General features: G+C 34.1%; 2 protein-coding genes. Both read left to right on the forward strand.

Annotated elements, in window-relative coordinates:
* The first annotated feature begins 228 nt into the window (after nucleotides 1–228).
* Nucleotides 229–2,001 carry a YSIRK-type signal peptide-containing protein gene (locus HMPREF2864_RS12370; RefSeq protein WP_256277710.1) on the forward strand — a complete coding sequence of 591 codons (1,773 nt, stop codon included), beginning with the start codon at nucleotides 229–231 and terminating at the stop codon, nucleotides 1,999–2,001.
* The coding region (locus HMPREF2864_RS12375; RefSeq protein ID WP_256277711.1) for a MucBP domain-containing protein at nucleotides 1,926–4,480 on the forward strand (2,555 nt) is incomplete at its 3' end. The genes HMPREF2864_RS12370 and HMPREF2864_RS12375, both read left to right, overlap by 76 nt.

Consider the following 4,480-nt stretch of genomic DNA (forward strand, 5'->3'; position numbering starts at 1 on the left):
CAAAAATTGAAAAACAAGTCGACAAATAACGACATTGCGAAGAGAAAGCGATTGAAGCTGATACGCTTAAGAATTTTTTAGCTATGAATTATAAAACAATCATATACAATTATTTTTTTAAAGCATTAATATTGTAAAATGTTTTGCAACGTATTATTATTATAGTGTATGAGTCCGAGATAGATATAAGGGGTCTCTTAATAATTTCAATTAAGGAGAGAGAACCCATTGAAAAGGAAGAAAAGCAAACAAAAGGATTATTTCTCGAATGTTCAAAATAAATACTCCATAAGAAAATTTTCAGTAGGAATTACATCAATTTTAATAGGAGCATCTGTCATTTTTGGAGCTAATTCTGAAGCACATGCTGCAGAGATAAAAAGTGATGATAATACACAAAAAGTTGTTAATAAAGAATATAGCGATGGTATTTCGCAAGAACAACAGGATAAATCATTAAATCTTGCTCAAGACAAAGAAAAGTCAAATAATGTTAATAAAAATAAAGTAACAGACGTAGGAACATCTGATGTGTTAAAGGATACAAAGACAGCACATGAAAATGTACAGCAACAAGATAATGTTGCTTCAAAAGAAGAAACTACTAAAAAAACGCCTAGTGCTATAGATAAAAATAATACATCAGCACAATCTGAAGTTGTAACTTCGAGTGATGCTACTAAGACATCTACTGCTTTAAATCAAGTTGATAGAAATCAACTATCATCACAATCTACTTCAGAAAGACCGAAAAAACGCGTTAAACGTGACGTGGGTACTGATGACAAGCAATTAGTAGGGGAATTCGTATTTAGCGGCACAAATAGTAATGAAAGACGCTATAATTTAACATCAGATATCGTGTCTAACAGACGTGTAACAAGTACGTCATTTTCTTATTCAGCATCAGGGCATGGCACAATTGATAATGGCAAGCTGGTTTACGAAGCACCTAAAAAATTTATAATTTCAGAACCAACATTTTCAAAATCGGAATTTGTGACTAACAAGACAAATTTATCTGATAATGAGACATGGCGCTATCAATTTGATTTAAGACCACTTTCTGGTACATCAGCAGGTCAAATCAATATCAGTCAAGTTATTGGCGGGATGATTTGGACGGGACCAGGTGAAGGTGATGTTGTTACTTCAACAATGAAAATGTATCAGGGAGATACGCTTGTTGATACTAAACAAGTTAATGCAACATTTGATCATATAAAAGGTGGTTTATACATAGACCGAGGGCAAGAAAAACCGACGTCTATTTGGAGAATTACACGAAAATCAGCGGCTGCACAATCACCTACGATTGGAGTTATCAAAGAAGATGGGACAATTTCTGAGAAAACGGATAACTATCGCTATCAGGTGCCACTGCCAAGAGATAATTGGTTTTTAGAAAATCGTGATGATGCAGTATCACCACATTATTATTCTCGTTATACTGATTTTAAATATAATATTTTAAATATTCCAAGTTGGTTAGAACTTGATCCAGATGCTAAAGGCAATAGATTTTGGACACAAGATGAATCAGGCATTCATCTCCATCTTAATGAAGGTGATATTTTACCTTATAATGGTTATACACCAGTATTAAAATTGAAAAAATCTGCATTAACACCAGAATTATTAGCAAAATTTAAAACTGACGGCTTTATTAAAGTAAACTTAGATTGGCAAACGATAGGCCGACTTCCAAATGGACAAGATTATATTCAAAATGTACCTGATCCAGAGGGAATTAAGTTTAAGATGATTAATGAGGCTGGTACAGCAACAAGTAATGTTTATTTTATGAATTTCCGACTGCAAGAGCCTTCACATTTGTTTTCAAAAGCAGATCACAAAAATGAAGTATTCCGTGTGCAAAATATATATATGATAGAGACCAATCGAATAAATATGCACCTACTTACATGCATTCAATACAATTACCATCAGGGCAAGAAGGCGATTACTTTACTACCTTTAAGCTTTCATTACCTAGAATAAATTATAATAACGGTTCAAGTGATAAAAATGCAGATAAAGGAATAGTATTAAAAGCACCATTTATTTTATACGGTGTAAATGCTGATGGATCTACTACAAAATTAAACGAATGGACGTCTATCAACAATACAAATAATACCTATGCATTGGGAGATAAAAAATATAATCGTTTAATACTCCAAACACCAATTATTAGAGATACGGTTTCACCAGATAGTGAAGCAGAAAAGGACATTTATGGTTGGGAGGCAGATATCACATATGCAGTAGATGATCAGCGTTGGGAAACAGCTGCAAAAGATGATGGTGTGACCCAAATGCAAAATGGAATTATTATTAATCAAGTAGCAGAAAATACGTTACAAGCTGCTAGTTCCGTTCCAACAAGGGCATTAACAGGTAATGAGTTACAACCAGCATATTCGTATATTCATACTAAGGATGCATTTAAACACACTTTAACAGATGTTGATGTAAGAAATACAAATTCAGGTTTAGGAAATGTATTAAACTATAATGAAAAAGCTAATGTCATTGTCAAAGCAGATACTAAAGATTATATGAAATATTTAAGTACGGATCCATTAGATAATAGTTCTGATATTAGCGTTGATAAATTAGATCATATTAATCATGTCTATTTATCATTAAGTGCGCCTGATGACACGGCAATAGGTAATGTGCGTGCATGGACGAATAATGAATTAATACGTACATCAACAGTTTGGAATCCTTCATTATATGAAACTACGCCATCGAATGTTCTAAAAAACCGCCCTGTCTTAAATCCAATTAAAGTGATAAAAAATTATAAAAATAGCGGTAGAACGTTATATATTTATGAAGCACCTGAAGGATATAAGTGGAATCAGTCGGTAAAGAATTCCATTACAGAACGAAGTTCAATCACTCAGAATACGCCAGAAATCACTTTTGATATTTATAATAGAGGTACGTTACCAACGGGAACTTATTCAATTAGATATGCTACGATATGGGATGAAAATTCGGAAATTGTGCGTCCTACTGAAGAACAATCTTTAAGTCATAATAATCTTGAATTATCTGATGTAATTACAGAAGATTTAAGTGGTAATAAAAAGTTTGTCTCAGTTATTGATGTGCCATTTAAAATTGCATTAGCTAAGGAATATGCTTCTACATTAACTATTGGTAAAGATGCGTCGAACAGTTTTGATAAATCTCAGGTTGATGTTAACTTAGGAGAAAGTGTGAATTTACAAACAAATACGGCCAACTTTACTAACAGTGAAGGAATTATTAAAGAAATCATTGTGACCATTCCGAAAGACAATATTAAAACGAATTTAACGGCGTTAATTCCTGACACTGAAAAATATCGTGTTGTTTATACAACAGACACGGATGTACGTAATGGTGTGTACAATTCTAATCCAACAGATTTAACAAAAGTTACGGCAGTTAAATATGTTTTTGATGAACCCCTTGTTTTAACAAATGGACAAAGTTTCCAAACAAATATGCGTGTTACTGTGCCAGAGGATGCACCTATTTTAACTAAAGCGCATTCTCAAATCTTGACTAAAGGTTTGGATAATACATGGCTTTCAGGGAATAAAGTTGAGCTTGAAACAGAAGATAACCGTGGAGACTTAGTGGTTAAGTATACTAATGAATCAGGGAATACAATTCAAAATTCACTGACATCAAAAGGTAAAAAGAATACGGAGTATAATGTTAGTGTGCCTCAAATGATTGATAGACTAAATCGACACTATAAATTTGTTAGGGTTGATAATCAACTTGATCCTACAACGGGTCATTATGCTAAAGGTCAAACTAAAATTGTTAATTTAATATACGTAGAAGTATTTGAAGGTAGTGTGATAGCCGACTATAAAACAACGGATGGAGAAGTGTTAAGTCCGCTAGTAACAGTTGTAAATAGTCAAATTGAAGGAACAGAATATACAGCTACACCAGCAACAATTCCAGATCGCGTAACCTTTGAAACAACTGATGACGGTAAAGTTAAAAAGACAATAAGTTATCATTTAATTTCGACACCAGAAAATCAATCTGGAACAGTTGTAGGTAAGCAGACAATAGAAGTTCACTATGTATACGAACCGATTACAACTTATGAACAGATACCGAACGACGCGCCGCAAGAAACGCCAGTTGCGTTAGAAGTAACACGTTACGTGGATAGTGAAGGTAATGAAGTGCAGGAAACGGAAGAGGGCACGCATGACGCACCAGGTATTATCGCGGATAAATGGCAATATACAGGCCAAACAGCAGCAGAAAATGGTATTACGACACATATATATCAACGCATTCAATCAGAAATACCGAACGAGGCACCACAAGAGACGCCGGTAGAATTAGAAGTAACGCGTTATGTGGATAGTGAAGGTAATGAGGTGCAAGAAACAGAAGAAGGCACGCATGACGCACCAGGTATTATCGGAGATAAATGGCAGTACACAGGTCA

The organism is Staphylococcus sp. HMSC059F04, assembly GCF_001812565.1.
GTDB classification, from domain to species: domain Bacteria; phylum Bacillota; class Bacilli; order Staphylococcales; family Staphylococcaceae; genus Staphylococcus; species Staphylococcus lugdunensis.